Genomic DNA, 26,826 nt, shown 5'->3' with positions numbered 1-26,826 from the left:
CTCGTGGAAATTTCGTGTGACCCCAAGAGATCGTCAGTTTGAAACTCCGCCAATCTAGGATTCTACCTCCAGTGCCCCGACCACAGCCTCTGGCCGCCAGCACCCGCGCGCTTCTTTTCGCCGGCCTGATCTGTCCGCTCGCGCCCGCCTACGCGCTTGATGTGATCGACAAACCTGACTACAAGCGCGGCCCCTATGCAGGGCTCAGTGTCGGCATGCTGTTTGTCGATGCCGGCGGTGAAAAGTTCAGTCCCGCGGTCGTGCAGGCTGACTTCGGCTACCGTATCAATGAGCTTGTCACCACCGAAATCAACGCTGGTACCGGTGTGTACGACGATGACAGTGATGCGGCCGAAATGGCTGTGAAGTTTGCCGCTGGCGCCCATGTCTTCGCTGGGGGTACCTTCAGTGGGCAGAGCAGCATTGCCCTTGGTCTGGGTTATACCACTTACGAACTGGACACCACCGCAGGCGATAGTGGTGAGCCTGGCGCACAGGATTATCGCGGACCAAGCCTGCAATTCCGCCTGGAAGAACGATTGCAGTCGGTGCCAATCATTCTCAGAGGCGGCTACCAGCATGTATTCCTGGACGGTGATGTGACTGTTAAAGCAGCGATCCTGGGAGCAGTCTATGAATTCTAGCCTGTGGAAGCGTCTCGCCCTGGCAGCGCTCGGTGCACTCATGATCTCGGGCTGCTCGGGGGAGGATGAAAGTGAATCACTCGAACGCGCAGTCGTTATCGCCAGAGAAAACGTGGCCAGCATCGCGCTACAGTCAGCCAATGACAAGACGATTTTTGCACCCGGCGAAGCCTGGGAATTTTCGGCGCTGGCGACACGAAAGGACGGAACGACCTTTGATGTCACCAGTCGGGTCGAGTGGCGTAGCAGCGACAGCTCTGCTGCGCGGATCACAGGTGGGAAGTTTACCGCAGGCCAGACCGATGGCGTGATTCCAGTAACCATCAGCGCAAACTGGGGGCAATTCTACGCCGCGCTCGAGGTCAGTGTAAGTAATGCCGCGCTGGTGAGCATCAGTGCCGCGCTGGCGTCCGCGGACCCGGTTAACGAGTGTCTGTCGACGCGCGCAACGGCAAGTGGTAATTACAGTGATGGCACCTCAAGGCCGCTCAACGGTCTCCAGTGGACCTCATCAGCCCCGGAAGTGGCCACGATAGACGAAAACGGTACGATTCTCACTCGTGCTGCCGGCGGCAGTGATATTACCGCCTCGCTTGGTGGGGTGGTTTCTGCCCCTGCGCCACTTGCAGTCAGTGATACCTTGTCTGGCATCACTGTGGCAGGGCAGGGCGGTAGTACCGGTACTACGACGGTTCAGGTTGGCGGATCTGTGAATCTGACCGCGACAGGAATTTTCTCCAACGGCACGCCTTCGCAGCCAATCACGCCGTCAGTCAACTGGAGCACCGCCAATCAGGCCGCAGCCACAGTTGATAGCGCGGGTGTCTTGAAGGGGATCGCTCCAGGTACAGCCGAAATAACGGCGAGTTGCGGGGGGCTGGAAGGTACGGTCTCAGCGAACGCTATCGGCATCAGCGACATTGTTATCGTGAATCCTCGCACCGGCAATCTTGTGGCAGGCGACCGGGTCGAACTCGAGCTTTATGGCGTATTGTCGAATGGCGAGCGCGGTATAGTCGATTTCGCAGACACTGACCGCGAAGAAATTACCTGGCAGATCCCACAGGGTGAGGGCGATACCATAGCAACCATAGACCGAGACGGTTTCCTGGAAATCAACACGCTCACCAATATCACCGCGTTGACGTCGGTGAGGGTGAATGCGCAGTACATCCAGGGCAATCAGACCTTTAATACCAGCCTGCTGATTCAGGTCGGTCCTACACGCTAAAGTCCCTTCTGGGCAGGGATAAAGGCTACTGCCTTCAACGCTGGCGCAATCTGCGCCAGCGTTTCACCTTGCTAAACGCTTCAGGCGTCCAGTTCCTCGAAGGTCATGCCGGCGCGCTTTGTCAGGCGCTCGATAAGTGGCGTGCCCATAGCCGTTGAAGGTGTCCAGAAACCGCCTTTCAGTTTGCTCACATCCTGTGCCAGACAAATGGCGGCTTGCGACATCATCCTCGCTGTGCAGCCATAGCCAGGATCGCGTTCGCCAGTGACCTTGATGCTGATTTTGGCGCCACCTTTTGTCTTCCCCTTGAACCGCAGGTCGAAATAACCAGCGTTCCGCGAGGCCTGATCAGGCCCTTCACCCGGCTTGGGTACGAGGAAGGTTTCGATGGCCCAGCGTGTGGGTTTAATGGCCGAGCCCACCATGAACGCAGCCGTTGCACCGGTCACGGCATAGGCGGCCAGGCGACCTTTCACTCCTCGACCGGTAAGGGTGGCTTCACTATAAGTGAAGTCCTTGCCGTATTCGGCCTGTTTGAGGCCATTACTGCGATGGACGACCCTGGTATTGATGGCCGCCATGATGAAGGGCGCTGTCCATGAACGGAAGTCGGCGTCGTAGCGCGGTGTATTCGCGTCAGGCTGCCGGGTGTCCGGATGATGGCTGTCCGGGCAAATGAGGTAAGGGTCGCTCAGCTGCTTACGAAGCTCAGGGTCGTTCTTTGCCTCCTTGATCACATTCATCAGGCTGGCAACCGTGCCACCAGAGAATTCACCCTTCGCGCCCTTGACGCGCATGCTCACGTGATTGCAGGGCTCGCCAAAGCGTTCCATGGCTGTCTGTTGCAGGAAATGTACGCCGAGATCCGATGGGATCGAATCGAAGCCACAACAGTGGACGATGCGTGCACCAGAGGCACGGGCATCCTGCTCATAGCGATCGATCATCTGTTTGATCCACTGCACTTCGCCTGCGAGATCGCAATAGTCGGTACCGGTCTTGGCGCAGACCTTTACCAGCGGTTCACCATAGAGCGCGTAAGGCCCAACCGTGGTGAGCACGACCTTGGTTTGCGCACACATATTGGCGAGCGAGGCGCTGTCATTGGCGTCTGCAATGATGAGCGGCAGGTTCGCTGCGGCGGGCCCGAGCTTGCTGCGCATATCACGCAGCTTGTTACGCGAGCGGCCGGCGGCGGCCCACTTCAGTTCGCGACCCACGCCGTAGGTTTCCAGCAGATACTCGGCAACGAGCTCGCCCACGAAGCTGGTGGCGCCAAATATGATCAGGTCATACTGCGGTGATGTCTCCTGAGCCTTTGGCGCCTTTCCGGCAGTCTTTGGCGCCGGTGCAGCAGGTTTGGAAGCCTTTTTGGTGGTGGGGCCGTTCTTCTTTGTTGTCATGTAGAGTCCTTATGGTGATTATAAATCCAGTGCGCTATTGAGCAGCTGAATTGGCAACAGTAACAGGCAGTTTTGCCACAGCGCGCCTGACCTGTGGCATTGCGTGAATTCTGTCATTCTCGAATTTACCGACTTTTCGAAATCTTACCAACAACATACGTGCGACCTGCTCGCCCTGTGCCCGGTTTCGCCCGTGCTTTTGCAGAACAGCAAGGATCTCGTCTTCGCTCACGTCGGTCCGGTGTCGATGCAGCTCGAGTATTTCCCGCGCCGCGGCCTCATCCTTCGGGTCCGTCGACTGGAGGTTCGTAAGTATGAGATAGCCAAATACTGCGGCCACTAAGATGCCGATGATATAGGTCATATTGTCGTGTCCAATTGACGAGCCTGGTGGGGCGAGTGCTGCATCGCCTGTCGAACCCTGGCTTGAAGCACCGGTACGAACTCGTCTTCAAACCACGGATTTTTCTTCAGCCAGGCGGTGTTACGCCAGGACGGATGGGGCATGGGCAACAGAATCGGTTCGCCTGCCCGAGGTGTCACCATGGCGGCACGCCAGTTCGCCACGCGTGCGGTCATGGATAGATGACGCAGCTCCGGCAGGTGCCAGCGCTGGGCATACTGGCCGATAAGCAGCACCAGGTCGAGCTGCGGCATAAGCTGCGCCATGAGCCGGTCGCGCCAACGCTCGGCACACTCAGGCACTGGCGGTTTGTCGCCGCCCTTACCAGTTTTGCCACTGCCGTCATAGCCTGGAAAGCAGAATGCCATTGGCACAATGGCAAATTTGCCTGATTCATAAAAAGCTTCTTCATCGACGCCCAACCAGCTGCGTAGCCGCACACCAGAGGGGTCGTAAAACGGCAGACCCTTCAGGTGGGCCTTGTTTCCCGGCGCCTGGCTGAAGATGCCGATACGAGCCGCGGGTGGGAGCTGGAAGACCGGCTTCGCTTCCGGAATCAGACCGGCATGCTCACAGAAGCGGCACTGGCTGATCTCGTCTGCAATTGTCATTAATTTAATGCGTCGGTTCAATTGACACCCGTGGTCCTGCAGACCATTATCAAAATATCAGTGGATGACGAAAGGCAATAATAACAAGCGATGCAGTCCAAATCCCGTCTGGTCGAGGAATTAACCGACTTCACTCTCGAGTTGCTTGGAGACGAGCGCAGGAGAGCGCTTGCTGTTAGCCCTCCGGAAGGCAGGGCGGCATCAAACGGAGTGTCCGGCAGCCTGGCTCGCAACTCCCGTGGAGCCATAACCACGGCGATTCGCGAAATTGTCGATCCTTCACCGCTGAAGCTGACGCCAGAGCTCAAGATCGCTACGGTACTCATTGCCGACATTCGTGGCTTTACCCAGCTCACTGCCTCCAATCGTCCTACCCAGATAGTCGCCCTGCTGAATTTCTTCTTCACCAGAATGGTGGAACTCATTTACAAGTACGATGGTTTCGTCGACAAGTTCATGGGCGATAGCGTGATGGCTGTTTTTGGCCTGAAGAACAAGCGCAAGCCCCGCCGTTCGAGTCTCGATGCTGTTCGCTGTGCTGCAGAAATGCAGCATGCCATGGAAGAAGTAAATTTGTTTGCAGCCCGGCTGGGCCTCGATGCCGTCTATATCGGCGTTGGACTGAACTGCGGCGAAGTCGTGGCGACCACCCTCGGGTGCGAATCGCACGGTGAATACACGGTGATTGGCGAGACGGTGAACGTCGCCGCGCGAGTCGAAGCCCACAGTCTGCGAGGGCAGGTGCTTCTGACGGCACCACTGTATTCATTGGTCTCGCGGTACGTTGCTGTTGGCGAACCGGCAGACGTCTTCGTGAAGGGGCAGCCACGGCCGCTACGGATATTCGAACTTACCAGTGTTGAGCTTGCCGCCGACCCGGATTCAGTAGTCGAGGAGCCTGGTTCGTCCAGGACCTTGCATATACCTCGCTGTGACGATCGCAAGAGCCCTCGCGTGCCTGTGCATCTGCCAATGCAGTACTGGCGCATAGAAGGTACGACCATTGCTGCGCAGGTGGGTGAGGGTGAGATACTTGACCTGGGTTACTACGGCATGCGCGCCCGCACAAGCGAGTTTCTCGAGCCCTTTTCCAACATCAAGTTTCCCTTCAGCCTTGCCATGGCCTCGCCCACTGACCATGACATCTATGCCAAGGTTCTGCGGACCAGCAAAGACAGAAACGACTATATCAGCAGCCTTGAGTTTACGGCCATTCCGGCTCATTGTGAGCGTTCGTTGCACTCCTTCATAGACAGAACCCTGGCCTGATCAGTATCGTTCCGGTTCTGGAGTCGTAGTACTCTGCACAGTTAAATCCAGTCAGTCATTCCAAAAGGAAGCCATCGCATGAAATCACGCGCTGCTGTCGCCTTCGAGGCCGGTAAACCCCTTGAAATTGTGGAGATCGATATTGAAGCCCCCAAGCGAGGTGAGGTGCTGGTCAGGATGATAGCAACCGGTGTGTGTCATACCGATGCCTATACCCTGTCAGGCGATGACCCGGAGGGTCTGTTCCCCTGTGTGCTGGGTCATGAGGGTGGCGGTGTGGTGGACGCGCTTGGTGAAGGCGTTACTTCCGTGGCCGTTGGAGACCATGTCATTCCGCTTTATACCCCGGAGTGTGGCGAGTGCAAATTCTGTCGCTCAGGAAAAACCAATCTCTGTCAGGCGATCCGATCCACGCAGGGGCGGGGCCTCATGCCCGACGGTACTTCGCGGCTCAGTTACAAGGGACAGATGATCCACCACTACATGGGCACCTCCACTTTCTCTGAATATGCCGTCATTCCTGAGATCGCATTGGCCAAGATCGATGAGGCCGCGCCGCTCGATAAGGTATGCCTGCTAGGTTGTGGCGTCACGACAGGTATCGGTGCGGTCACGCATACGGCCAAGGTGGAGCCGGGCGCTACAGTAGCTGTGTTTGGTCTTGGTGGGATCGGCCTCAGCGTGATACAGGGTGCCGCGATGGCGGGTGCCGGACGCATCATTGGTATCGACCTGAATCCTGACAAGTTCGAGCTGGCGAAGCAGATGGGCGCCACTGATGTGCTCAATCCGGACGATCTGCCGGAGGGCCGGGCAGGCTTGCAGCAGGCGATTGTCGATATGACGGATGGCGGCGTGGATTACTCGTTCGAATGCGTCGGCAATGTCGATCTCATGCGAACGGCGCTTGAGTGCACCCACAAGGGCTGGGGCGTCTCCGTCATCATCGGCGTGGCCGGTGCCGGCAAGGAAATCAGTACGCGGCCATTTCAGCTGGTCACGGGTCGCGTGTGGAAGGGCTCAGCTTTCGGTGGCGTCAAAGGCCGGACCGAACTGCCCGGCTTTGTCGACCAGTACATGTCTGGTGACATCAAGATCGATCCCTTCGTTACTCATACCATGAAGCTCGAAGATATCAATAAGGCGTTTGACGCACTGCATGCGGGTGAAAGTATCCGTACAGTCATACTTTTCTAGGGACCGCACCGCGTAGTGCAGCCAGGAGGCACGATGAAACTTCTCGAGACCAACAAGTGTTTTGACGGCGTCTGGCAACGGTACAGCCATGCTTCGGCCGTCTGCCGGTGTGAAATGACCTTTTCGGTCTATCTGCCGCCCGGCTGCAATGCAGCGCCAGCGGGTAATCCTTCGAAAGACCGCAAACCCGCTTTGCTGTGGCTTTCCGGCCTGACCTGTACCGACCAGAATTTCGTGCAGAAAGCCCACGCGGCGGCGGCTGCTTCGGCGGCGGGTTGTATTCTGCTGGTGCCCGATACCAGCCCGAGAGGACTCGGCATAGCAGGCGAGGATGAGCGATACGACCTTGGTACCGGTGCTGGGTTTTATGTCGATGCGACCCAGGCTCCGTGGCGTGACGGCTACCAGATGTTCAGTTACATCAGTGAAGAATTCCTGGCCCTGGTGAATGAGCATTTTCCTGTGTCTCCGGCACATCTGGGCATTGCCGGCCATTCGATGGGTGGCCACGGCGCCCTGGTCCTGGCGCTGAGGCGCCCGGATCTGTTTCGGTCAGTCAGTGCCTTCGCACCGATCTCTGAACCCAGTCAGTGTGACTGGGGCCGGCGTGCCTTCACAGCCTATCTGGGTTCCGACGACACGGACTGGTCGCAATACGATGCCTGCAGTCTGATCAGAAAGGGCACCACGGGTGTTTCAAGGATAAGGGTGGAGCAGGGCAGTGCAGACAATTTTCTAGAGCAGGGCGAGCTTAGGCCGGAGGCCCTGCAGGAGGCCTGTGAGAATGCGGGCATAGAACTCGATTACCACCTTCGCCAAGGGTATGACCATAGTTACTTCTTCATTCAGACCTTTATTGCGGATCACATCAGCTATCATCTCGAGCAGCTGAAGCATCCGGATACGATTAACGCTGGTCAGCTGCAGACAGGTCTGGCGTCAAGGTGAGAAAAAGCGTCGGTTTCAGCTGTAGGGCTTTCGTACAAATATTATTCCTGGTTTTAGGCTGTCAGATACTGTTTGCCGGCTCGTTGGCTGCAGCGCCTCCGGCGGCATCTTCAGGCGCCCAGACTGATGGCGATACCGGTTCGCCGGCGTATCGAGCCGCCCAGGAGGACGTGCCATCCAAAGCCGAGATCGAAGCGCTCAAGGCGCGTATCGAAGCGCGCGATCTGCCAGAAGTTGATAAACAGGAACTGCTGGATCGGCTCGAGAAAATCAGCGTCTATAAAAAGCAGGCGCGTACGGACAAGAAGCAGGCGAACGAGTATCAGGAGAGGCTGGACAACGGGGCAGAGGATCTCAAGACCCGGGAGCTCGTCACTCAGCGCTTGCAGAGGGAGAAGGAGCCAGACCTGGTTGCCCAGGATAAGGATCTTTCAGCGCCGCTGTCAGAGCTTGACCCGGCCAGGCTCGCCGAGCTGCAACAGGTGCTCGAAGGCCGTCTCGTCGAGTCTGAAACTGAGCTGGAGCAGCTCAATAGCCGGCTTGAAAGCCTGACGGCGGAGCTGACAGAGCTAAGGTCCAGGCCAGACCAGGCTCGTCGGGAGCTGAGCGAAATCAATGATCGACTAACTCGAATCGACATTGCTCTGCAGACCTATGACAGTCAGCCCGACCTGCCATCGGTCGATAAGGCTTTTGCTGCGCTCGTGGAGGAAGAGGCCGAGGATTCGACCACGGCGCCGATGGCGCAGGCGCTCTCGGACATGGAGTCGCTCACTGAGCGATGGGCGCTGTCGGCTGAAGCCCTCGCGCTTACCGAAAAAGCCCTACGTAACCAGATCGAACTGTCGAGCCAGCCGCTTCGCAGTGATCTTATCGAAGCCGAACGCACGCTTATGGCGATCAAGGCAGAGCGCCTGACCAAGCTGGTGCGACTGCTCCAGCAGCGTATGGCGGACCTCAAGATCGAAAAAGCGAGTCGTCTCAAGGCTTACGTCAAATCGGATGTGCAGGCAAGCGGTCAGAAGCTTGGGCCCGGTGAGAAGGTCATTGCTAACGCCCAGCAACATAACCTGGCTCTGAGCGATGACCTATTACGGCGAACGCAGTCTACAGAAGTCATCGATCGCAATGTGGCTGCTGCCAACGACGAACTTGCTGACATTCGTGAACGCTTCCGCTATACCCGAAGCAAGGTCGAGGTGGCTGGTCTCAGTCAGGCACTCGGCCAGATTCTTCTCGAAGAACGCAGGCAGCTCAGAGAACCACGCCTGCTCGAAGCACGGGCGCTTACAAGTCAGGATCTTATAGCTCGTGCGGGTCTGTCCCAGATTCAGAACTCTGAGATGCGCAGGGAGCTGCGCGACCTCGATGACTACGCTGAACGCTTGTACCGGCGCGAAAAAATCAAGCCAGACGTGATGGCGCAGTCGGAATTCGTGGAGCGGATGATTCCTGTGCTGGAGACGCGCCGCGGCATTCTGGATGAGCTGACCAGCGCCGATCAATCCTATCTGCAAAGTCTCAGTGAACTCGATTACGTTCTGACGCAACTAGATGACCAGGCCGAAACCTTCCAGGCCTTCATCAATGAACGACTGTTGTGGATTCGCAGTAGCCCGGTCGTCGACACCGGCATGCTTTTGGGCATAGGCACCCAGGTTCGTGAGCTTTCGCGATTTCAGCACTGGCGAGGGATGCTGTCTGACCTCAAACAGAGCCTGAGCTTTGGCCTGGTCTGGTGGATTGGAGCCATCCTTGCCCTTGCGGCCTATCTGCGCAGGTACAGTCTGAAAAAGATGTTGCGCGAATATGCCGTGCCGCTTGGCCGGTTGAGTACTGACAGTTTTGCATGGTCGGCAAAAGCGCTCGCGGTAACACTGTTACTGGCACTCCCGTGGCCGGTCATTTTCTGGTGTATCAGTCTGGCACTTGAGCAAACGCCAATGGAGAGCCGTCCCGCCGTTGCACTGGCCGCCTCGCTTCGGGGTATGGTCTCGCTGTTGTTCTACCTGCAAGTCATTCGCATGCTATGCATACCGGACGGCATTGCCGTGGCGCACCTGCGATGGCCCAGGGAATATGTAGAAATGATATACCGCGATCTCAATCGCTTCCTTTACCTTGTTCTACCGCTGATCCTGGTGGCAAGTTTCGTCATCAATTTCGACTTCGGTTCCGGCGTTGGCGCACTGCCGAATCTCGTGCCACTGCTGTCACTGACGGCGCTGGGCTATGCCCTGATGAAACTGTTCAACAAGGATAGAGGTGTTATCAGAATCTATCTGCGTTACCGGCATCGGGAGGCGTCCTCGAAGGTTCACAAGTTCCTCATTCTGTGTTCGACACTGATCCCGGCGGTGCTGGCCGCTACGGCCTTGCTCGGTTATCTCTACACCGTAGGCACGGTCTTCGTTCTGATCAGCGATACCATCTTCCTGCTGGTCGCCCTGCTGATAATTCACCTTCTCATGGTACGCGGCATCATACTCGCCCAGCGAAAAGTGGCCTACCAGCGAGCCATCGAGAAGCGAAATGCGGCACGTCTCAGCGCCAGGGCGGCGGCCGCCTCGCCAGCTCAGGTCTCGGACGAGAGTGAAGCGTTGCGCAATCCAGAAATTACAATCGCCGTGGAAGCAGCGGCTGAGGCAGAGCAAGAGTCGAGCCTTGATATTGCCGTGCTCAGCAAGGGCATGCGTGAGCTGCTGAGTACTGTCATGCTTGCGGCCGGAGCGTTTGGCCTATGGTTCATCTGGGAGGATGTGCTGCCGGCTTTCAATATCTTTGAGGAAGTCGCTGTCTGGCAGTACACGGAAGGTACTGGCGAAGAGGCTCGCATCGTGCCGGTCACCCTGTTCGACCTGGGTCTGTCGATTTTCGTTATCGTGCTCACTATTTTTGCCGCCCGCCGCATTCCGGCCCTGCTGGAATTTGCCGTGCTGCAGCGCATTGCGATGGGGCCAGGTGGCAGCTACACCATCAGGACCCTGTCAGGCTATCTCGTGGTGGGCGTAGGGATTATCGTGGCACTGGCACAAGTGGGGGCAAACTGGTCGCAGATCGGATGGATGGCGGCGGCGCTCAGTGTCGGCATCGGTTTCGGTCTTCAGGAGATTGTTGCCAACTTTATCAGTGGACTCATCATTCTATTCGAGCGCCCGATACGCGTTGGCGACGTGGTGACGGTCGGTGATACGGATGGTGTGGTGACGAGAATCAAGATTCGCGCTACGACAATCAGGAACTGGGACAACAAGGAGCTGCTCGTTCCCAACAAGGAGTTCATTACCAGCCGTCTGCTGAACTGGACACTTACGGATGAGACCACGCGTCTGCTGATACCTGTGGGCATCGCTTACGGCTCCGATCCGCGCCAGGCCATGCAGATCATCAGGAAGGTAGCTACTTCACACCCCAATGTCCTTGCCGAGCCTGCGCCTCTTGTTTCATTCGAGACCTTCGGAGACAGTGCCCTGCAGATATTCCTGAGAGCATTCGTAGGTGAACTCGCACTGCGTATTCCGGTGGCTACAGAGCTCAACACGCAGATTTACGAGGCTCTGAACGAGGCGGGTATCTCAATTGCCTATCCGCAGCGTGATGTGCATCTCTCGACGAGTCAGCCGCTCGAGATGCGGCTACTGCGTGAGCAGGATGCTGGCAGCGTTGCGTCGCCGGACGGGCAGTGAGCTGTTCATGGTGCGACGGTCAGATCCGGGCTGAGCAACGATGGATGGCAGCGATAGATCAAGCCGCTATGAGTACCGCGTCCCTTAAGCTTATAGTTTACCCGGTTGCGTTTGATGATGAAGGCCCGGACAAGCTGCTGTCTGTATTGGAAGACCACTGGATCGCCTTCAGCGAAGGGCCTGGATGCAACTTCGCTGTCATGACGCCGCGGTGGCGCCACGCTCGCCTCGAACACGTCTGAACTCGCTAGCTGCGGTGGGAGCAGGGCCTTGAGCTGGTGTTGCGCCAGCTCGAGATCGAGCCGGTCGTGCAGCCTGTGCAGGGTGGCGTAGAAGGCGCTGTTGTGTACGCTGCGATATCTGCGCTTCCTTTCCACAGTCTGCAACAGGTGGGCGAATTCATGCAGGCAGGTCTGCAGCAGCGCCAGGCAAAGGCTGACGCGTCCGCCGAAGAAGCCATAACGCCGGATCTCCCTGACGGTCAGCCAGCGTTCAAGCGAGCCCGTACCGTGCAGAGCGGACTCCCACTTGTCGACGATCATCTTCTGACCAAACACGATGAGGTGAGTGCGCCGGGCCGAGTCGAAGCGATGGTAGGTCGCTCTGCCAGTGCCCACACGACACTGCAGCTCGTGGTTGAGATACAGTGCATCCGAGGCGTAAGCGGTCTGCCATAGCCGGGACTGCGTGTATTCGCACAGGGCTAGGCCCGTAAGCCTGGCTATCTCGGCTTGCGACAGGGCTGAAGCACCGTCCAGGCCGCGCTCGAATCGTTTTCCGCGTTCATTCATTTACAGGTAACACGTCAATTCTATGGAAATATTTCTGGTAGGCGGTGCGGTACGTGACGAACTTCTGGGTCGACCTGTCGTCGATCGTGACTATGTCGTTACCGGTGCTACACCTGAAGAACTCATCGAAGCAGGATTCACGCAGATCGGCAATGATTTTCCGACCTTCCTGCATCCGCAGACACATGAAGAGTATGCGCTCGCTCGCACTGAGCGCAAGGCCGGCAAGGGACATACAGGATTCATCTGTGATTTCAGTCCGGATCTTACGCTTGAAGAAGACCTGCAGCGCAGGGACCTTACCATCAATGCCATGGCCCGAGGTCCTGGAGGTGAACTGATTGATCCTTATGGCGGCCAGACGGACCTGAAGCACCGCTTGTTCAGGCACGTATCCTCCGCCTTCGTAGAGGACCCGCTACGTGTGCTCAGGGTTGCGAGATTTGCGGCCCGTTTCCCGGAGTTCAGCGTTGCTGAAGAAACTCGCATCCTGATGACCGAGATCGCTGCGTCAGGAGAACTTCAACTGCTGACGCCAGAACGCGTCTGGAAAGAAATGAGTCGCGCGCTCCTGGAGTGTCGTCCCTCACGGTTCTTTGAGGTCCTGATGCAATGTGCTGCGATTCAGGCATTATTTCCTGAATTTAATTTCGTTGAAATGCAGTGGGATCGCACGCTTCAGGCACTTGATGCCGCCGCTACGGCGGAAGAGTCATTGTTTGTCAGGATGGGCATCATCGCCTGTGCGCTCGAACAGGAGGCTGCTGATAGCCTGAACCAACGCCTGAAGACACCGAAGCAGGCGCTGCTGACCTGTAGGCTCTGCGCCAATAAGTTTAGTGTAATCAGTGGGCTGCTAAAAAATGAGGTCGCTGTCGAGGGCAGAGCCGAAGTTCTGTTGGAACTTTTCGAGACAGCAGATGCCTTTCGCCGTCCCGAACTTATACAGGACTGCCTCAAGGCATGTCTGTACTTTTTATGTACAGAGGCGCAGTGTTACGAAGAGATTCAGGATGTAGCTTTACGTAATAGTGCGGTCAATACAGCCCTGATCGACCTGTGTACACTTCCACACCAGGATAAACGGCCTTGGGGTCTCTCCTACCAGGTAGTCGTAGCCTCACTGGCCGCAGCAGCATCGGTAGACGCCAAGGAATTGATAAAAAAAGGTTTCAAAGGCATAGAAGTCGGTAGGGAGTTACGCAAGGCTCGTCTGGAGGCCATACAACGGTTTCTTGCGTAGCAGAGCATAGCGTCTTCCGGCTCGGGGAAATAAACAGAATGGTTCAAAGTTTTTCACGCGTTACTTCATTTGCTGCCGGTTCGCGGCTGCTTCGCTGGCTGTTGTTGGTGACAGCAGCTGTTCAGCTATCGGCCTGTGGTGGTGGCAGCGGCGGGTCCGACGGATCCGCGCCACCAGCAAACCCAGGCGGATTGCCGATCCCCGGGCAGGGGTCGGGCGCACCCCTGCCGGCTGGACAGTATCGTGTAGGCGGCACAGTCGAGGGTCTGGAGGGCGAAGTCAGGCTGATCGAGCGGAGCGGCGCTGAGGTGCTGGTGACGCAGAATGGGCCCTTTGTTTTTGAGGCGGGCGTCGCAACCGGTAATCCTTACGAAGTTCAAGTGCTCGTGCCACCAGCGGGTCAGTCCTGCACCGTCACGAATGGTAGCGGTACGGTAGAATCGGCGAATGTTTCCTCGGTTCTGGTGAGCTGTGCGAATGTTGTATCCAGCAACACCCTGGCGGGCGAAGTTACTTCTGCCATAGCCATCGTGACCGATTCGGACGTTAACGATCCAGCCGCGCCGTTCAAAGAGAATAACTCGTTCGATTCTGCCCAGCCTGTCGCAAGCTTCGCGACCATACAGGGCTTCCTCAGCAGCATGCCGACCGGCGGCAATGGGCGATTCGCAGCTGAAAAGGACTCGGCAGATTATTATGCGATGACGCTATCTGCAGGCCAGCGCCTCGAGCTGCAGGTGGTCGATTTCAATGCATCCCCTGGGAAGGCAGCTGAGGTCGATATCGATATGTACCTCTTTGATGCCAAGGCTGATCTGGTTTCCAACTCGGTAGGTCTCGAGGCCAACGAAGCCGTGACCATTCCTGCGACCGGAGATTACGTTGTATTGCTGGAAGGCGTCTCAGGGAGTTCCAAGTACCTGCTGAATGTCCGTGCTGGCTCGAATGCCTCAGCTGGTGACATGGCTTCAGATCGCTTGCGGCCGGCCGACTTCGTCCCGGGCGAGCTCATCGTCAAGCGCGAGAGCAGTGCCATGGCATCGGCACCAGCCAGTATTGCGGCTGACGCTGGTTCAGACATGCCGGAGCTGATGAGCCTCGACCTGTCCACCGATACCCGAGCTGAATTGGCTTATGATGGTCCAGCAGCGGCGTCTGATAGTCCAGACACACCACCACCGTCCGATGTGGAGCTTGAGGCAAATCGCCAGCTTGAGGCGCGCAATGCAGAGGCTTTTGCCCGTTTGCAGACTTTGCGGCTGATGAAGCGTGTGGCCAGAGAGCCTGGCGTGGTGTATGCCGAACCGAACTATTACGTTGCGCCCAGTGCCGTGCCCAATGACCCGTTATGGGACAGGCAGTGGAATTTCTCCATGATCCGCCTGCCTCAGGCTTGGGATATCACCACCGGGCTTCCACCTGCCGCCCCAGTCACCGTAGCGGTCATCGATACAGGCATCATTGCGCAACATGAAGATCTGGCTGGTCAGCTGATTGATGGTTATGACTTTATCAGCAGCGCAGAGCAGGCTGGCGATGGTGATGGCGTAGATCCGAATCCCAACGAGGAGCTCAACGCCAGTACCGGTTTTACCTCAATCTTTCATGGCACTCATGTGGCCGGAACGATAGCTGCCAAGTCCAATAATGGCATTGGTGTGTCCGGGGTCACGTGGGGTGCGAGAGTGATGCCTTTGCGCACGCTTACTGAGCGCGGTGAAACCTATGACATCGTTCAGGCTATTCGCTACGCCAGTGGGCTGTCCAACGTGTCCGGGCGAGTGCCTTCGCGACGTGCCGACGTCGTCAATATGAGCTTTGGCGGTCCCAGTTATGCCCAGGCTGTTGCTGATGCCATTGCAGAAGGTTCGGCAGCGGGCGTCATTTTTGTCGCGGCGGCCGGTAATGAGCGCAATGATGCTGACTTCTTTCCTGCGGCCTATCCGAAGGTCATCGCAGTCAGTGCCATTGATGCCGGCAACCGACGTGCACCCTATTCATCTTATGGCAGCTATGTCGATGTTACGGCGCCAGGCGGTGATCTTGCTCGCGATGACACCGGCGATGCACGTCCTGACGGTGTGTTCAGCACCTCATCAGAAGGGGCTGGCCAGTCGCAGTCTGTCTATCTGCCGTTACACGGTACCTCAATGGCTGCGCCACATGTCTCAGGTGTAATTGCGCTGATGAAGGGTCTGTACCCAGTGCTTGATCATGACGGTTTGATGAGTTTGATCCGGAGCGGTCTGATCACCGATGCGATTACTGACAGTGAGTTCGGCGCTGGTCCGGTCCAGGGTACTACAGTGAGCTTCGGCTACGGCCGCATCAATGCGCTGAAAGCGGTGCAGGCTGCTTCACGATTGGCCGCAGGCACTGATTCCATTCCGCTGCCCCCGGCATTGACTGCGACGCCCAGTTTCGTAAGTCTTGGCCTGCGTGACAGTCGCAAGTTCACGCTCAAGAACGAAGGTGGCGGTAATCTCATACTGAGTGATCTGTACGCAGACAAGACCTGGCTGCAGGTGAGATCGGTCAATGGCGGCCTGTTCGGCGAGTATGAAGTCGTGGTTGATCGTTCTTCGCTGGGTGACGGTGTACATGGCTCTATCATCAACTTCACGCTGTATGACGAAGTGCTCGGTAGCTTCCATGAGCTGCAGGTTCCGGTATCGGTGAGAGTTGGTGCCCAGAGTGTTGCCGGCGTCTTGACCAGTGTCACTGTTTCACTGGCAGATTCCCGCACGCAACAGGTGGTAAGAACCAAGCGGATTGGCGGAGATGGCAACTCGTCCGCGACCTACGAGTTCAAGGATGTGCCGAACGGTACGTACACACTGTCCGTCAGCTCCGATATCGACTTCAATGGCGAAAGCTGCAGTATAGGCGAAGTGTGTGGCGCCTATCCGGTACTCGGCGATGCGCAGATCATCGTGGTGGCCAACGAGTCGAAGCGAAATCTCGACCTTGTGACGAAGCTGCGAACGGGCGTTACTGCTGCCGAGTAAGCTGTGCCCCGACCTTGAGCTGTTGCCGCGTGTCGAGTCTGGCGCTTCGCCGGATCTCGGCATTGTGGTAGCGTCTGACTTCATCAGGCGTTGCCGGCTCGACGTCAGCGACTTCGACGGGATGCCGGTCTTCGTCCAGAGCGACAAAAGTGAAATAGGCTGAGACGATATGACGTTCATCACCGGTATAGCTGTTTTCGGCCATGACCTTGATGCCGATCTCCATTGAGGTCTTGAATACCCTGTTGGCTGCAGCCTTGAATATCAAGGTGTCGCCATCTTTGGCCGGTGCCCTGAAGTGCATGGAATCGACCGATGCTGTCACGCAGGGAAATCCGCTGTGGCGTTCGGCTACAACCAGCGCAAGCCGATCACAGGTCGCCATGACCAGGCCGCCGAAGACGGAATAGTGAGCGTTCAGGTCACTCGGAAAGACCTTGTAAACATGGCCCTCTATTGATGAGGCGCTCACGCCTTTCTTCTGTTCGATCATCTTCCACTCCAGTATGGTCTGCAGCACTTTCGGCTGCTGCTTTCAGCGGCAGTCTACTGTATAAAGTCACACATGAAATCAGTAGATCTTCTGCAACAGCTTATCATGCAACTCACTGCGCCTCTCGCCGCGATACCTGCTATCGCAGTCGCTGCCGGCGCCGCAATCCTTGCCGGCTTCCTCGTGTACATGCATGGCCGTCGGCAGCGGCGCGCATTGCACGCCGAACACGTGGCGCAGCAGACCGAGCAGGCCGCTGCCTTGACGGAAGTCAGGCAGGCGCTCGCGGTGAAGTCTCAGGCGCTGGCGGACCTTGAATGGCAGCATCGCGAACTTGAAAAAAGTCAGCGATATCAACTCGAGCAGGGGCAGAAGCGGGAGCAACAGAGCGCAGTGCTCTGTCGGGAGCTCGAGACCAAGCTGGAAGCCGTTACCCGCAGACGTGAAGAGGATCTCGCCGAACGCGATCGGCGCCACGCCGAGCAGCTGGCCCTGCTCGAGCAAAGTCGGGAGCGGCTGACGCGCGATTTCGAAAATCTTGCCAATAGAATATTCGAAGAGAAAACGCAGCAGTTTTCAAAGGTCAGCAGTGAGTCGATCGATGCACTGCTCAAGCCATTCAGGGAGCAGATTCACAGCTTCGAGAAGCGTGTGAATGATGTGCATGATGCTTCGATTACCAAGCATTCTGCGCTGCAGGCCGAAATCGGTAAAATTGTCGAACTCGGCGCTCGTATGGGTGAAGATGCACTCAATCTCACGAATGCGCTTAAGGGCAACAAGAAGATTCAAGGGGACTGGGGCGAGCTGCAACTGGAATTTTTGCTGCAGGATGCTGGGCTGCGGAAGGGCATAGAATACGACTGCCAGACCTCGCTGAAGAACGAAGAGGGACAGCATTTCCGCCCCGACTTCATCCTCAACCTGCCGGAGCGCAAGCATATCGTCCTCGACAGCAAGGTTTCGCTCAACAGCTATATCGAAGCGGTTTCGGCCGAGTCGGATGAGCAGCGTGACCAGGCACTCGACAGACTGGTGCTCGCTTTTCGCCGACACTTCAACTCGCTTTCAGCCAAGAATTATCCGAAGCTGCGCGGGCTGCAGAGTACTGAACTTGTTTTTATGTTCGTGCCTACCGAGCCGGCTTACCTGGCCGCGGCGCAGCGCGCACCGACACTTTTTCGTGAGGCCTATCAGGCCGGTGTCGCGGTGGTGACGCCGAGCACGTTGATGGCCTGTCTCAGAATCGTGGCCCACCTGTGGACTATCGACAAGCAAAACCAGAACACCATGGCTCTGGCGGCCCAGGCTGCAAAGGTTCACGACAAGCTACGCATTTTTCTTGAACGCATGGAGAGACTGGGGCAGCAGATCAATACCGTTCAGAAAAGCTATGATCAGGCATGGTCCGGTGTGAAGGACGGGCAGGGCAGCCTCGTCAAGCAAGTCGACCGTTTCCGCGACATGGGCGTGCCGATCGTCAAATCACTGCCACGAAACGCCACTGATTCTGCGGAGGACCCGACATGACCATGGCTCGACGCTTTCACCTGTCACTGGACTGTACCGATCTGCAGCAGACCATCAATGAGTATTCGAGCCGGCTGGGCTGTCGTCCCACGCTCATTATTAACGGCCAGTTTGCGCTGTGGCGAACGCCCGAACTCAATATCTGTGTAAGACAGGCCACTGAGACCCGCCTTCGGCATCTGGGCTGGGAACTTGCAGAGTCCGATGGTGTTAGCAACGATATCGACTGCAACGGCATCGAGTGGGCGACCTTCACGCTTCAGCAGCAGGCGGAGGAGATCAGACAGTGCTGGCCCGGTGTGGACTACCAGCCTGAAGATGACTACTCACTGCAGGATCTGCGCTATCTCATGAGTCGGCTCAGGCAGACAGCAGATGGTTGTCCCTGGGATCTGAAACAGCGCTTCGACACGATCGTTCCTCATACTATCGAAGAAACCTACGAGCTCGCGGAAGCCATAGAGCGTCGAGACTGGCCGCATGTGGCTGAAGAGCTCGGTGACTACCTGTTCCAGGCTGTGTTCTACTGCCGAATGGCTGAAGAAGCGGGATATTTCGTCTGGGAAGATGTGGTCGGAAGCATTACTCGCAAGCTGCTGCGGCGGCACCCTCACGTCTTTCCTGATGGTCAGCTCGGCAGTCGCCGATCGCCTGGCTCAACTGTGGATCCAGACGAGATCAGTGCGAACTGGAAGCGCATCAAGGCTGAGGAGAAATCGCTGGGGCTAAGCGGCGCATCCAGCGTTGGTGATGCGAGCTCATCAATGCAGGCGCAAGCGCTTCTTTCAGATGTCAGCAGCGGTCTGCCTGCACTGCAACGAGCAACGAGGCTCCAGAACAAGGCCGCGGAAGTTGGATTCGACTGGACAGAACTCGCGCCCGTTTTCGATAAGTTGCGGGAGGAGATAGAAGAGCTGGGCGTGGAAATTGGCGCAGACCAATCGGGACGTGAATCAAGGCCTGGTCAACACACGCGTATCATTGATGAGCTTGGTGATGTTCTGTTCTGCTGCGTCAATCTGGCGCGCTTTCTGAAGATCGATCCGGAGGCCGCATTGCGCCACGCCAATGCCAAGTTCACAAGCCGCTTCAACTATATCGAAGAGGCGCTAGTGAAACAGGGGATCAGCCGGGAGCGCTGGCTGGCGAAGGCGGTATCGCTCGACACCATGGAAGCGCTCTGGGGAGAGGCGAAGCGTTCGCCTCATAGATGACACAACCGTCAGATACCCTGTGGTCCCTGACGGGTCGAACAGACTACCGCTCAGCCATTGGCTGCGCGGTTCTGCTTCATCAGGCTCATGTATTTGCGACTGAGCTCCAGGAAGCGGGGCGTTGGACCGACATCTTCGTACATCGGGTCGCCCATTTCGTCACAGCCGATGACCTTGCGTCCTTCGACGTAGGGCATGCTGCTCTCGAGTTCATCGATGGCTGCTGCAAGTAGTTCACTGATGATGTCTCCCTGGGATCGGCGGGGGTACATTTCTGCCAGTGCTGCAATACGGGCAGCGTCCTCCATACGAAGGCGCATCGTGTATTCTTCGTGAGTGAGATTGACCTTAGCTGTGTCTTCCCAGTGATTGACCAGCGCATTGATATTCATATCCGGTATCCTGTCGCTTTGAGCGTTTGGTATACATTACGTTGATGTCGTGTGTTGCAGATTATCTGCAGCGTGGTTGCCAGAGCATGGGTCTGATCACACCTCGACCACCTTGCTCAATATTCAACCGCTAACAACAGTTTAGGAAGATGGGCGGGTAAGTACCATAGGATTTATTACCTAAATCCGCCGGAGTTTTGTAGTCTTCTATTGCAGTATGTTGCCGTCTTGTAGTCCGAATTAACTACATTTCGGTTGCAGCCATGGATATAGCCAAAGGAGTTGCAAGCTATGAGCACTTTCAAAGCCGGAGCAGGTGCGGCTCCACAAGCGAACAAGCCAGCGAAAATCGAGCTCGATCCCTCGCTTCGGGATAACGTCAGATTGCTGGGCGATTTGCTTGGTCAGACGATCAGGCAGCACCTTGGTGATGAATTCTTCAACACCATAGAGGCTATCAGGCAGGCGGCGAAAACCGACAGGAAGGTGGGCTCGGATGAGCTGAAAACTGTGCTGGGGAAGCTGTCGGATGATGAGCTTGTGCCGGTGACACGCGCTTTCAACCAGTTTCTGAACCTTGCCAATATTGCTGAACAGTACCATTTCGTGCGGCGCAAGGCGCCGGCCGATGAACTCGTCGTTAACCGGCTGGATACCGTGGAGACGGCGCTTGGGCGATTGTTGGAAAAAGGTCAGGAGCCGGCCAGTATTCTTTCAGCCATCAAGGATATGCATATCGACTTCGTGCTCACCGCACATCCGACCGAAATTACACGCCGAACGCTGATCCAGAAGTACGATGCCATAACGGAGACTTTGAAGGCGCTCGACCGGGATGACCTGCTGAAGTCTGAAAGTGATGGGCTCAGGCAGATTCTGGAGCGACTGATTGCGGAAGTATGGCATACCGACGAAATTCGCCAGACCCGCCCTACAGCAGTCGATGAAGCGAAGTGGGGGTTCTCGGTCATCGAGTACTCGCTTTGGGAAGCGGTGCCCAAGTTCTATCGCCAGATCGACGCGGTGTTGAACGAACGCCTTTCCGAGGAACTGCCGCCAGACGTTTCGCCACTCAGATTTACGTCATGGATGGGGGGAGATCGGGACGGTAATCCGAACGTGACGCATGCGGTTTCGCAGGAGGTGCTCTCGCTCAGCCGCTGGATGGCAGCCGATCTTTTCCTGCGTGACATCGAGCAGCTTCGGGCACAACTGTCGATGTCTACGGCCACAGATGAGCTTCGCGAACGAGTCCCCGGCAGCAATGAGCCATATCGGGCGATGCTGACCAACCTGAGGGACAGGCTGGAAGCGACGCGCCATTGGGCGCGGCGAGTCTCCACCATGGATCTGCCAACTTACCTGCGTGAGATGAAGCAACTGCTGTCGCTCGACTCCGCGTCGAGAGATGTGCTGCTCTACGATGAGGAGCTGCTCGCGCCACTACGGCTCTGCTACGACTCACTCACCTCCTGTGGACAGAGTGTAATTGCAAAGGGTCCGCTGCTGGATACGATCTACCGTCTGCGAACTTTCGGACTGTCGCTGGTGCGCCTGGATATCCGGCAGGACTCCAGTCGCCATCGTGAAGCCGTCAGTGAGATATGCAGCGAACTTGGCTATGGTGACTACACAAGCTGGTCGGAAGCCGAAAAGCAGGCCTTTCTGGTGCGCGAGCTCGACTCCAAGCGGCCGCTTTTGCCCTTCGACTGGCGGCCGAGCGATCAGGTGCACGAGGTGCTCAATACCTGTCGTGTCATTGCTGCCCAGCCGGAAGGCAGCGTCGCCTGCTATGTGATCTCGATGGCCAGTCAACCTTCGGACGTCCTGGCAGTGATACTGCTGTTGCGGGCTTGCGGGGTTACACGGAACATTCCCATCGTGCCGCTGTTCGAAACGCTGTCCGACCTTGACGGCGCGGCCGAAAGCATCGATCGACTCCTGAGTACCGAGTGGTACAAGGCCTACACTGGTGGCTATCAGCAGGTCATGATTGGCTACAGCGATTCGGCAAAGGACGGCGGTCAGATGGCTGCGGCCTGGGCCCAATATCAGACGCAGGAAGCGCTGGTCGCCACGGCCGAGCGCCACAAGGTGCGTCTGACCCTGTTCCACGGCCGAGGTGGTACCGTAGGACGGGGCGGCGGACCAGCCAACCGCGCCATCCTGTCGCAGCCGCCGGGTTCCGTGGCTGGTCGTCTGAGAATCACGGAACAGGGCGAAATGATCCGCTTCAAATTCGGGCAGCCTGCTGTGGCAGTGCAGAGCTTCAATCTGTATGTCGGTGCAGTCCTGGAGGCTACGCTCACTCCGCCGCCAGATCCGGAGCCGGAATGGCGTGAGACCATGACCGCCATGGCGAAGTGCGTCACCACATCGTATCGAGCACTCGTCAAGGGTAACGATGACTTCGTGGCCTACTTCAGAGCAGCCACGCCTGAGCAGGAACTTGGCAAACTGGCCTTGGGTAGCCGCCCGGCTCGCCGGCAGATTCCGCCTGGCGAGACTGGTGGCGGTGTCGAGACGCTTCGTGCCATCCCCTGGATCTTCGCCTGGACGCAGATGCGGCTCATGCTGCCGGCCTGGCTAGGTAGCGATATCGCACTGCAAAAGGCGATAGACGAAGGTAAGCAATCCGTACTTGAAGATATGCTGGCGAGTTGGCCGTTTTTCCAGACCCACATCGATATGCTCGAAATGGTTCTGGCGAAGGTGGACATCAACATTGCGGCATCCTATGAAGCCCGTCTGGTGGAGCCCCGTCTGCATGACATTGGGAAACAGCTCCGGCAGCGAGTCATGAAACTTGTGGTACTGGTTCGTGAGCTTAAAAAACAGGACGGTCTGCTTGCCGATAACCCGGTTTTCAGACTTAGCCTCAAAGTTCGCGATCCCTACACGGACCCACTGCATTACCTGCAAATCGAGCTGCTGGCTCGTGACAGGCGGCAGTCCGCCGACAAACGAGGCTCGGAGACAGTGGAAAAAGCCTTGAAGGTGTCAATGGCAGGTGTGGCTGCGGGCATGAGAAACACTGGCTGAACGCGCTGGCGTGTTCTGCATCCGGTTTCAGGTGAACTCACCTGTAGAATTTGGACAAGCAGGCACGCTTACGTATAATGCCTCCCTACAATTTTCCAAGGAACTACGTTATGAGAGTCATTTTGCTGGGTGCGCCCGGAGCAGGCAAGGGAACGCAGGCCAAGAACATCACCCAACGTTATGATATTCCTCAGATTTCTACTGGTGATATGCTGCGTGCAGCGGTCCGTGAGGGAACTGAGCTCGGACGTCAGGCAAAGGACATCATGGACGCTGGTGGATTGGTATCTGATGATTTGATCATCGCCATGATCAAAAGCCGAATTCAGCAACCAGATTGTGCGAATGGATTTCTGTTCGACGGCTTCCCGCGCACTATTCCCCAGGCTGAAGCGCTTCGGGACTCGGGTATCCTTATCGATTACGTTATCGAGATTGCTGTAGATGACGAGGAAATCGTCCAGCGTCTGAGTGGTCGTAGAGTCCACGAGGCCAGTGGCCGGATCTATCATATGCAGCATAATCCGCCGAAGCAGGCTGGCGTTGACGATGTCACTGGTGAGCCGCTGGTTCAACGTAGCGACGATCATGAAGATACCGTACGCAAGCGTCTCAAGATCTATCACGCCCAGACGGCGCCGCTTGTCGACTTCTACAAGGCTCGCGAAGCAGAGGCCGATACTCACGTCAAATATTTCAGGGTGCATGGTGTTGGCGATGTCAACGGCATTCGTGATCAGATCTTTGAGAAGCTCGACAACTGAAAAAAATACCAGCGAAGCAGACCATCCTTGCGTTTGAATCGTCGGCTGAACGCTGCGAGGTGGCCTTGCTTTGTCAGGGCCAGCTAAGCAGTCTGAGCGAGTCGGCCGCACGGGCTCATGCACGTCGACTTCTGCCCATGGCCAATGAACTCATTACCGCCGCAGGGCTGGCTTCTGTGTCTGAAATCGACGTTCTGGCCTTCGACGCTGGCCCGGGTGGGTTTACCGGCCTCCGGATCGCCGCGGCACTGGTGCAGGGGCTTGCGTTCGCAGGGGGGCAATCTGTGGCTGGTATCAGCTCGCTACACGCCCTGGCCTGGCAGCGCGCCAGTGAGGAAGGCCTGGACCCAGGTGACCGTTTTGCCTGCGTAATCGACGCCAGAATGGCCGAGGTGTACTGGCAGATATTCGAAGTGGCTGATAAGGGCACGAACGAGCTGCCTTTTCGCGCAGTTGGTGAGGCGCAACTCAGCACACCTGAAGCCTGTCTGGCTCAGCTCGAAGCAGAAGCGGTTCGGCTAATGACGGGTGATTACTTCGCCGTTTCTACATCAGCCCCTGATGAACTCCGCGTGGTCATTGATCAACCAAGTGCAGAAAGTATCGCCTTGCTGGCAGCAAGACGGACTGGCAATACGACGGTTGAGATGCCGGCAGCTGCCATCCCAGTTTACCTCCGCGGTGCGTCCGCCTGGAAAAAGACTACCCATAAGACCGATCCTTCGAATTAGCAGGGATTAGGGAAGACAAGGATCTTCATCAACGTGATCAACACTGGCAGCGGAACTAAAGCGGTATGAACTGGTTAGAAATTGTCGTACTCGCATTGATTCAGGGCATTACCGAATTCCTTCCGGTTTCGAGCTCAGCCCATCTCATACTCCCGTCCCAGATTCTGGGCTGGTCAGATCAGGGGCTGGCTTTCGATGTCGCCGTGCACATCGGTACACTACTGGCTGTAGTGCTGTACTTTCGTGAGGATGTCGCATTGCTCACTCAGGCCTGGTTCAGGCAAATAGGTGGCAAGGGCGCATCGGCGGAATCCCGTCTGGCCTGGGCTGTTGTCATTGGAACGGTGCCGGCTGTCATTTTCGGTCTCGTATTTGCCGATTTCATAGAAGAAGAGCTCCGTTCTGTACTTGTTATTGCAGTCACCACCATTGTGTTCGGCATTGCGCTCGGCTTCGCTGACAAGGCCCGTGGCATTCGAACCATCAACCAGCTGACTCTGAAGGATGCAGTGCTGATAGGCCTTGCACAGGCGATTGCCCTTATTCCAGGGGTTTCCCGATCAGGAATTACGATGACAGCGGCGCTGTTTTTGGGTCTTGATCGTATCGCTGCAGCGCGCTTCTCCTTTCTACTGTCCATACCGCTCATACTTGCAGCTGGTGGACATCAGACGCTCAAGCTGGCCACGAGTGGCGATGATGTTGCCTGGATGCAGATCCTGGTGGGAGCAGTGCTATCGTTCATTAGCGCTCTGGCCTGTATTCACCTGTTCCTTAAATTACTGCAACAAATAGGATTTATGCCATTTGTCTGGTATCGCATGGTGCTAGGTCTTGGGCTATTATATCTGGTATTCCTTTTCTGATTCTCTGGATCTATGTCAGTCATCAACGGTCAGGGGCCCACAAGGCTAAGACCTGACCAGTATCCGAACAACGCCGCAGCACGTCAGAAGTCGCATCAGAATTCTGATCCTGCTTCTGGACGCGATGAACAATCGGACTTACTACGGTCCGGGGCTGGCGCGCGCCCGTCGGTTGTTACCGATATTGGCAATGCCAGCGTCCGCTCGTCGCAGCCTGATCAGGCTGTCTATAAGATTGAGCCCTATGCGGCGACGCAGGCTTTTCTCGAGCTCAATAAGCTTCGGCAAATGCGGGATGACGGTACTTCAGGTATTGTTACTGTTGAGCAGGGGCCCTTGCGTCGACAACGCGATCTGGACGAGCTCCCCCTTCGAAGTCAGGCCGCTTTGACTATGTATAGCGCTGTCGAATCTAGTGATCAGAACAGACGCAACGCTGATTCTTCGTCGACAGAATTGATCGGTGTTGATCTTTTCATCTAGTGCTGAGCGACGAGCCGAAGCCCAAAGCTTCGCTGCTGCCCACGATTTCGATTGCCTTCCTCATGCCGTACCTACTGAAGCCATTGAAACCCTGGCATCGACAGCTCATTCACTTGCCCTCGAGTTTTCCGACAGCGCAGTGCAGTTACGGAGTTTATCAGAGCCCCGACTGAAGCCTCTGTATGTGGACTTTATCTCAGGCAAGGCGGGATTCCGACAGCAGAAAATCCGAAGCGCTGGCGGAAGCGCTCAGGAGCAGGTGATCAAGGCCATGAGTCTGCACCGGAATTCGGGTGCCGGACTTACCGTGGTTGATGCAACAGCTGGACTTGGCCGTGACGCGCATATTATTGCCAGTCAGGTGGGCCAGGTCTGGTTGTTCGAGCGACATCCTGTCGTTGCCAGGCTGCTGCAGGATGGGCTTGAGCGCGCCAGGCACAGCGCCGCGTCAGCCGTGCAACTGGAAGTAATCAGCCGGATGCAGCTGTGCGATATCGACTTCAGCCTTTGGACGCCGCCTCAGGACGTTCAGGTCGATATCGTCTACCTCGATCCCATGTTTGCCGCCGCTGCAAAAGTCGAGGCAAGTGGCCGCACCAGCAGGAAGCTGAGCCCGCTGGTGAAAAAGGATATGCAGCTACTCCATGAGCTGCATGCTGTAGAGCTTGCAGACACGGATGAACGCCATTTGAACGAGCGCAGAATTCTGGATAAAGCATTCGCATTGAAGCCCGCGAGAGTCGTGGTCAAGCGAGCCAGACTAGCGCCTTTCCTAGCGGGTGAGCAGACTGATCTGCAGCTCGAGGGAAAGGCTGGTCGCTTCGATATCTATGCATTAAGATCTTTGAAGAAACCATCGGCGCGCTGAGTATCGCCT

At 56.8% G+C, this 26,826-nt stretch carries 22 protein-coding genes; 16 read left to right on the top strand and 6 right to left on the bottom strand.

Translation table 11 applies throughout. The features are described from left to right. Window positions 1-71 precede the first annotated feature (71 nt). Together ACH3PB_RS10830 and ACH3PB_RS10825 are read left to right on the top strand one after the other, a co-directional pair. Window positions 72-644, top strand: coding sequence for a hypothetical protein (locus ACH3PB_RS10830; protein WP_416394734.1), 573 nt, complete (start codon window positions 72-74; stop codon window positions 642-644). Further along, entirely contained in the window at window positions 634-1,875 is a 1,242-nt protein-coding gene (locus tag ACH3PB_RS10825; RefSeq protein WP_416394732.1) for an Ig-like domain-containing protein, read from the top strand. The genes ACH3PB_RS10830 and ACH3PB_RS10825 overlap by 11 nt, the downstream gene beginning before the upstream one ends. Window positions 1,876-1,955: 80 nt before the next feature. Here the strand turns inward: ACH3PB_RS10825 and ACH3PB_RS10820 are convergent, their stop codons facing one another. From ACH3PB_RS10820 to ACH3PB_RS10810, 3 genes are read right to left on the bottom strand one after another with little or no spacing between them, the layout of a single operon-like run. After that, a complete protein-coding gene (locus ACH3PB_RS10820) occupies window positions 1,956-3,278 on the bottom strand; it encodes a saccharopine dehydrogenase family protein (protein ID WP_416394731.1) in 1,323 nt (440 codons plus the stop codon). A gap of 34 nt (window positions 3,279-3,312) precedes the next feature. Further along, window positions 3,313-3,642, bottom strand: a complete 330-nt coding sequence (locus ACH3PB_RS10815; protein ID WP_416394729.1) for a hypothetical protein — start codon at window positions 3,640-3,642, stop codon at window positions 3,313-3,315. Beyond that, window positions 3,639-4,292 carry a uracil-DNA glycosylase family protein gene (locus tag ACH3PB_RS10810; protein WP_416394727.1) on the bottom strand — a complete coding sequence of 218 codons (654 nt, stop codon included), beginning with the start codon at window positions 4,290-4,292 and terminating at the stop codon, window positions 3,639-3,641. The genes ACH3PB_RS10815 and ACH3PB_RS10810 overlap by 4 nt, the downstream gene beginning before the upstream one ends. Window positions 4,293-4,382: 90 nt before the next feature. Between ACH3PB_RS10810 and ACH3PB_RS10805 the strand changes: the two genes are divergently transcribed. The 4 genes from ACH3PB_RS10805 (at window position 4,383) to ACH3PB_RS10790 (ending at window position 11,392) form a co-directional block, all read left to right on the top strand. Further along, a complete protein-coding gene (locus ACH3PB_RS10805; protein ID WP_416394725.1) occupies window positions 4,383-5,561 on the top strand; it encodes an adenylate/guanylate cyclase domain-containing protein in 1,179 nt (392 codons plus the stop codon). A gap of 78 nt (window positions 5,562-5,639) precedes the next feature. After that, window positions 5,640-6,758, top strand: a complete 1,119-nt coding sequence (locus tag ACH3PB_RS10800; protein ID WP_416394723.1) for an S-(hydroxymethyl)glutathione dehydrogenase/class III alcohol dehydrogenase — start codon at window positions 5,640-5,642, stop codon at window positions 6,756-6,758. A gap of 33 nt (window positions 6,759-6,791) precedes the next feature. Further along, a complete protein-coding gene (fghA, locus tag ACH3PB_RS10795; RefSeq protein WP_416394721.1) occupies window positions 6,792-7,706 on the top strand; it encodes an S-formylglutathione hydrolase in 915 nt (304 codons plus the stop codon). Next, the gene (locus ACH3PB_RS10790) at window positions 7,703-11,392 is read left to right on the top strand and encodes a mechanosensitive ion channel domain-containing protein (protein ID WP_416394719.1); all 3,690 of its coding nucleotides are present in this window, start codon (window positions 7,703-7,705) and stop codon (window positions 11,390-11,392) included. The genes fghA and ACH3PB_RS10790 overlap by 4 nt, the downstream gene beginning before the upstream one ends. Window positions 11,393-11,397: 5 nt before the next feature. Here the strand turns inward: ACH3PB_RS10790 and ACH3PB_RS10785 are convergent, their stop codons facing one another. Beyond that, window positions 11,398-12,183: a hypothetical protein gene (locus ACH3PB_RS10785; RefSeq protein WP_416394717.1), complete on the bottom strand. Its 786-nt coding sequence runs from the start codon at window positions 12,181-12,183 to the stop codon at window positions 11,398-11,400. A 22-nt stretch (window positions 12,184-12,205) separates the two neighbouring features. On the opposite strand from ACH3PB_RS10785, the gene ACH3PB_RS10780 reads away from it, so the two are divergent. After that, window positions 12,206-13,426 carry a hypothetical protein gene (locus tag ACH3PB_RS10780; RefSeq protein ID WP_416394715.1) on the top strand — a complete coding sequence of 407 codons (1,221 nt, stop codon included), beginning with the start codon at window positions 12,206-12,208 and terminating at the stop codon, window positions 13,424-13,426. Between the two features lie 38 nt (window positions 13,427-13,464). Beyond that, the gene (locus ACH3PB_RS10775; RefSeq protein ID WP_416394713.1) at window positions 13,465-16,434 is read left to right on the top strand and encodes a S8 family serine peptidase; all 2,970 of its coding nucleotides are present in this window, start codon (window positions 13,465-13,467) and stop codon (window positions 16,432-16,434) included. Here ACH3PB_RS10775 and ACH3PB_RS10770 read toward each other — a convergent pair. Further along, window positions 16,418-16,954, bottom strand: a complete 537-nt coding sequence (locus ACH3PB_RS10770; RefSeq protein ID WP_416394711.1) for an acyl-CoA thioesterase — start codon at window positions 16,952-16,954, stop codon at window positions 16,418-16,420. The two genes, ACH3PB_RS10775 and ACH3PB_RS10770, sit on opposite strands and share 17 nt — an antisense overlap. A gap of 45 nt (window positions 16,955-16,999) precedes the next feature. Between ACH3PB_RS10770 and rmuC the strand changes: the two genes are divergently transcribed. Together rmuC and mazG are read left to right on the top strand one after the other, a co-directional pair. Continuing rightward, window positions 17,000-18,457, top strand: coding sequence for a DNA recombination protein RmuC (gene rmuC, locus ACH3PB_RS10765; protein ID WP_416394709.1), 1,458 nt, complete (start codon window positions 17,000-17,002; stop codon window positions 18,455-18,457). Then, on the top strand, window positions 18,454-19,671 hold the full coding sequence (gene mazG, locus ACH3PB_RS10760; protein ID WP_416394707.1) for a nucleoside triphosphate pyrophosphohydrolase: 1,218 nt from the start codon (window positions 18,454-18,456) through the stop codon (window positions 19,669-19,671). The genes rmuC and mazG overlap by 4 nt, the downstream gene beginning before the upstream one ends. Before the next feature lie 50 nt (window positions 19,672-19,721). Here mazG and ACH3PB_RS10755 read toward each other — a convergent pair whose 3' ends face one another. Beyond that, a complete protein-coding gene (locus tag ACH3PB_RS10755) occupies window positions 19,722-20,063 on the bottom strand; it encodes a type 1 pili tip component (protein WP_416394705.1) in 342 nt (113 codons plus the stop codon). Between the two features lie 291 nt (window positions 20,064-20,354). Here ACH3PB_RS10755 and ppc point away from each other — a divergent pair, with 291 nt between their 5' ends. The 6 genes from ppc to ACH3PB_RS10725 all read left to right on the top strand — a co-directional run bounded on the left by ppc (window position 20,355) and on the right by ACH3PB_RS10725 (window position 26,817). Beyond that, window positions 20,355-23,105 carry a phosphoenolpyruvate carboxylase gene (gene ppc, locus ACH3PB_RS10750; protein WP_416394703.1) on the top strand — a complete coding sequence of 917 codons (2,751 nt, stop codon included), beginning with the start codon at window positions 20,355-20,357 and terminating at the stop codon, window positions 23,103-23,105. 110 nt (window positions 23,106-23,215) lie between these two features. Further along, window positions 23,216-23,869 (top strand): adenylate kinase, encoded by a 654-nt coding sequence (gene adk, locus ACH3PB_RS10745; protein WP_416394701.1) that lies wholly within the window; start codon window positions 23,216-23,218, stop codon window positions 23,867-23,869. 59 nt (window positions 23,870-23,928) lie between these two features. Beyond that, entirely contained in the window at window positions 23,929-24,600 is a 672-nt protein-coding gene (gene tsaB, locus ACH3PB_RS10740; protein WP_416394699.1) for a tRNA (adenosine(37)-N6)-threonylcarbamoyltransferase complex dimerization subunit type 1 TsaB, read from the top strand. Between the two features lie 65 nt (window positions 24,601-24,665). Next, window positions 24,666-25,466, top strand: coding sequence for an undecaprenyl-diphosphate phosphatase (locus ACH3PB_RS10735; RefSeq protein WP_416394697.1), 801 nt, complete (start codon window positions 24,666-24,668; stop codon window positions 25,464-25,466). Between the two features lie 12 nt (window positions 25,467-25,478). Further along, window positions 25,479-25,949 (top strand): hypothetical protein, encoded by a 471-nt coding sequence (locus tag ACH3PB_RS10730; protein WP_416394695.1) that lies wholly within the window; start codon window positions 25,479-25,481, stop codon window positions 25,947-25,949. Then, on the top strand, window positions 25,930-26,817 hold the full coding sequence (locus ACH3PB_RS10725; protein ID WP_416394693.1) for a class I SAM-dependent methyltransferase: 888 nt from the start codon (window positions 25,930-25,932) through the stop codon (window positions 26,815-26,817). Before ACH3PB_RS10730 ends, ACH3PB_RS10725 begins: the two co-directional genes overlap by 20 nt. The last annotated feature ends 9 nt before the right edge of the window (window positions 26,818-26,826 follow it).

The sequence above is a fragment of the Allohahella sp. A8 genome (assembly GCF_047946665.1).
Lineage (GTDB): Bacteria > Pseudomonadota > Gammaproteobacteria > Pseudomonadales > Oleiphilaceae > Allohahella.
Note: the sequence above shows the minus strand (reverse complement) of the source record. Positions and strands in the feature narration are given on the sequence as shown.